General features: G+C 53.4%; 1 protein-coding gene. It reads right to left on the reverse strand.

From position 1 onward, the window contains the following. Positions 1 to 56: 56 nt before the first annotated feature. A complete protein-coding gene (gene map / locus IE094_RS15475) occupies positions 57 to 890 on the reverse strand; it encodes a type I methionyl aminopeptidase (protein WP_189641613.1) in 834 nt (277 codons plus the stop codon). Positions 891 to 997: the final 107 nt, after the last annotated feature.

Here is a 997-nt window from a genome sequence, read left to right on the forward strand (position 1 = left end):
TTTCAACCGATGCTGCGGGACGCACAAAAGACGGTTAAGACACTGCTTTTTTAATTTCAACACCGGGTGCATGAAGGCCCTTTTTTTGAATTAGTGAAGATTTCGAACCCATCTGCGGTCACACCCACCGAATGCTCAAACTGAGCTGACAAGGACTTGTCGCGGGTCACCGCCGTCCAGTCATCCGCCAGCATCTTTACTTCACCACGCCCCAGATTGATCATTGGCTCCACTGTGAAAATCATACCTTCGCGCAGCTCCAAACCTTTCCCGGCTCTGCCGAAGTTCAGGATATTGGGAGAGTCGTGGAAAACCTGACCAATGCCATGACCGCAGAAATCGCGAACGACTGAACAGCGTTCTGACTGCGCATAGGACTGGATGGCATGGCCGATATCGCCAAGTCGCGCACCGGGGCGCACGGCCTCAATCCCGCGCATCATCGCTTCATGCGTGATCTGGATAAGCCGCTCTGCCGCCCGCTTCGGCTTGCCCACCGCGTACATCCGACTTGAATCGCCGTACCAACCGTCAAAGATCAGCGTCACATCAACGTTGACGATATCCCCATCGCGCAGCTTTTTCTCATTGGGAAAGCCGTGACATACAACGTGATTAACCGATGTGCAGCAGGCATATTTGTAGCCCTTGTAGCCAAGGGTCGCAGGTATCGCATCATGCGATACCGCGAAGTCCAGCACATAGGCATTTATGTCTGACAACGGAATGCCATGGCGGATCAGATCGGCTACGCCGTCCAGACAAGCAGCAGTCAGCGCACCTGCGCGCCGCATTCCCTCAAAGGCGTCCGGTCCATAGAGCTTGATGCTTTCAGTTCGGCGAGCATCCTTAGCGGCAGGGGCGACCGGTACATTGATATAGCTGTCCATCTGGCGTTCTGTCCCTATACTAGCGGTAAATCATGCGCTATACGATTCGTATATGTTTCGTATATATATCATCGGGAGACGCTTCAATGGGCATCGTAAAAATCGGC

The organism is Paramylibacter ulvae, from assembly GCF_014652655.1.
Lineage (GTDB): Bacteria > Pseudomonadota > Alphaproteobacteria > Rhodobacterales > Rhodobacteraceae > Amylibacter > Amylibacter ulvae.

What these genes read in the sequence shown, in the direction of transcription:
- map (WP_189641613.1), bottom strand. Translation starts at nt 890, where the DNA reads ATGGACAGCTATATCAATGTACCGGTCGCCCCTGCCGCTAAGGATGCT.